The 2,728-nt window shown below is 69.9% G+C and carries 5 protein-coding genes; all 5 read right to left on the reverse strand.

Features of this window, described 5'->3' with window-relative positions; all coding sequences use genetic code 11:
• Positions 1–149, reverse strand: a 149-nt coding sequence (locus ACXJKR_RS29155) for a DUF1289 domain-containing protein (protein WP_457325826.1), incomplete at its 3' end; no start/stop codon positions are given.
• Entirely contained in the window at positions 146–658 is a 513-nt protein-coding gene (locus ACXJKR_RS29160; RefSeq protein WP_457325822.1) for a YbaK/EbsC family protein, read from the reverse strand. The genes ACXJKR_RS29155 and ACXJKR_RS29160, both read right to left, overlap by 4 nt.
• 34 nt (positions 659–692) lie before the next feature.
• Positions 693–1,082 carry a hypothetical protein gene (locus ACXJKR_RS29165; RefSeq protein ID WP_457325823.1) on the reverse strand — a complete coding sequence of 130 codons (390 nt, stop codon included), beginning with the start codon at positions 1,080–1,082 and terminating at the stop codon, positions 693–695.
• A gap of 32 nt (positions 1,083–1,114) precedes the next feature.
• Positions 1,115–1,501 carry a DUF3224 domain-containing protein gene (locus ACXJKR_RS29170; RefSeq protein ID WP_457325824.1) on the reverse strand — a complete coding sequence of 129 codons (387 nt, stop codon included), beginning with the start codon at positions 1,499–1,501 and terminating at the stop codon, positions 1,115–1,117.
• Positions 1,482–2,728, reverse strand: a 1,247-nt coding sequence (locus ACXJKR_RS29175; RefSeq protein ID WP_457325825.1) for a cyanophycinase, incomplete at its 5' end; no start/stop codon positions are given. The genes ACXJKR_RS29170 and ACXJKR_RS29175, both read right to left, overlap by 20 nt.

Raw genomic sequence — 2,728 nt, forward strand, 5'->3', positions numbered from 1 at the left:
GCATCAATGAGGATGTGGCGCTGCACGGTCTCGGGCGCTCCGCCCCAGCCGGCAATCTCATTGATGCTGCGCCCGCAACCGCGACACCAACCGCTGGCTGCATCCATCTGGCAGACGTTGACGCAGGGCGAAATGACCGCAGGTTTCATGCTTGGACGACGTCGATGACGGGCGCGCCCGTCAGCTTCTCCAGCTCGCCGGGCGTCAGCTTGAACACGCCGTTCGGATGCCCAGCCGCGGCCCAGATGATTTCGAAGCGGAACAGCTCGCGGTCGATGAAGAGTTGAGGGGGTGCCGCGCCATCACTGGGTGCGAAGCCGGCCGGTGACACGCCACCGATGGAGAAGCCGGTGCGCGCCTTGACGAAGTCGGCGTCGGCGCGGCCCAGAGCGCCCGTGTGGGGCTTGAGCTTGGCCTCGTCGACACGCCTGTCGCCCGAGGTGATGACGAGGACGGCCGCGTCATCGGCCTTGCGGCGGAAGACGACGGACTTGGCAATCTGGCCCAGGGTCACGCCCAGGGCGTCGGCGGCCTCCTGGGCGGTGCGGGCCGCAACGTCCAGCCACAGCGGCCGGTGGGGATGGGCCAGGGCGGTGAGCGCGGCGCTGACGCGCAGGAAGCCTTCGGGTCGGGTATCGCGGAGATCGGTATCAGCCATGGCCGCAATTGTGTCGCGGCCGGCGCCCGCCACGTCAGTCGCGGTCCTTGCCCTTGTGCTTGCCATGGCCCTTGCCATGGCCTTTGCCCTGGTCGTTATCGTCGCCCCGCCGCTCGTAGCGCTCCTGGTACCAGTCCTCGCGGACGAAGTAGACCGGCATGCCGCAGGCGTTGTACTTGGCGCAGTGCTTGTCCCAGTGCTTCTGGTGGCCGGGCGGGATGCGCATATAAACGGGCTCGACATGCACCGGCCGGCGCTGCACCCAGACGGGCTCGCGCAGCACGACGGGCGGCGGCGCCGTCTGGCCGATGTCGATGCGGCCGTAGAAACCAGGCTGGCCAATCTGCACCGACACACCGACGTCGGTGGCCTGGGCGGCGCCAGCAATCAGCAGCAGCGTGATGAGGGGCAGGATCTTCTTCATGGTGTCTCCTTGCTTCAGGCCAGGTTTCAAGCTTAAGGCAGCGTGAAATCGAAATCGTAGAAATGCTGGTGGCCTTCAACGCGGATGTTCATGCGGCCCGCCAGGCCGGCCAGTGCGCCGGTCCCGGAGTCTGGCACAACGGTGATGGCGAGGCTGGGCGTGCCGCGCTCCATCAGGCCGTGATGCACGAGGGCGAAGCTACCCTCGCGGCCCTCCAGGCTGCCGGTCACGGTCTCCAGCGCCACATAGGCCGCCGAGCCGGCGATGCTGCCGTGCGTGGCCAGCATCTGGCCGGCGCCACGGGCCTCGAGGGCGCCGCGATATTGCTTGTCCAGCACCATGCGGCCGAGGGCCGGACTTGCCGCCTCGGCAGCCTGGGCCGTCATCCCCACCGTGAACTCACCGCTGACCGTCGCCATCACCACTCTCCTTCGAGCCGGGCCGGCTCGCCAACGCCGATTCGACCACGGGCTGCCCCTCGGCGGCGAGGGGTGTGAACAGTGGCTTGGCGACCCGCACGGGGATGACATCCAGTCGGGCCTGCAGCACCGTGTAGTCCTCGCCGCCGCCGCGGACGGCACTGCGCCAGCCTACGAAGCCGGGGGCACGGCGCAGCCGGAACTCGAAGCCCACGTCGGGCGCCGGATCGTCGGCGTGCGGACGGGCGCGGTAGGCGAGGCCGCCCACCTCGGGCTCGGGGCCGTCCAGCAGCTGCGTCAGCGCGCCGAGGATGCAGCCGTCGCCGAGGATGTCGAGGAAGAACCGGTCGGACTGCAGGCGCGGCTTGAAGTCCGGGGCGCCAGGGTCGATGCGGGGCTCGCGCTGCTTGTGCGGCGCCGGCGTCGTCTCGCCGCTGGCCAGGTCGTGGCAGTCGCCATGGTCGAGATAGGACAGGCGCACGCCCTGCAGGTTGAAGGCCGGCAGCGCGGCGTCGCGTGTCGCGTCGCCGAGGTCGACAAGGACGGCGCCGCTGCCGCCGATGACCTCGAGTTGCCCGCCCTTGATGACGACGGCCGCGTTCTCGTCCACACCGAGGCCCAGGCGGCAGCCCAGGGACTGCAGGGCCGGCAGCATGCGGCCGATACGGCCGCGCTTGAGGAAATGCTGGTCGATCAGCAGGTCGGGGCCGAGGAAGGCCAGGCCCCGGTCGTATTCCAGGCCCGCCCGCCACTGGCCCTTGAGAACGGCCAGGCTGTCCATCGCATCGCGGAACATCATGCGGCTCATGACCGCGGCACCGGCACTGGTGCCAGCGATGACGCCGCCGCGCTCGAAGACCTGGCGGATGGCCGCCAGCATGGCCGTTGGCTCGCCGCCCGGCTGCAGCGTGTCGACGATGAGCTCCTGGGCGCCACCGGAGAAGAAGACGGCGCGGCAGGCAGCGACGCGGGCGATCAGGGCCGTATCGTGCAGCGTTCCCTGCAGATCTCCTGCTTCGAGATTGGGGGCGACGGGAATGATCTCGGCGTGCGCGCCGCAGCGCTCCAGCGCGGCGGCGATCTGGGCCGCAACGCGCTCGGGCTCATAGGCCGCGGTCGGGAAGACGGCGATGGACGCACCGGCGCCCCCGGCCTCGTCGACGATGCGCTGCCAGACGGCGTCGCTGTCAGCTTTGAGCGCGCCGCCGATGACGATGACGGTGCCGA

Source organism: Roseateles sp. P5_E11 (genome assembly GCF_054049355.1).

Bases quoted from the DNA above. Each gene is read 5' to 3' on its own strand.
- ACXJKR_RS29170 (WP_457325824.1), bottom strand. From the start codon at position 1,501: ATGGCGACGGTCAGCGGTGAGTTCACGGTGGGGATGACGGCCCAGGCT.
- ACXJKR_RS29160 (WP_457325822.1), bottom strand. From the start codon at position 658: ATGGCTGATACCGATCTCCGCGATACCCGACCCGAAGGCTTCCTGCGC.
- ACXJKR_RS29165 (WP_457325823.1), bottom strand. From the start codon at position 1,082: ATGAAGAAGATCCTGCCCCTCATCACGCTGCTGCTGATTGCTGGCGCC.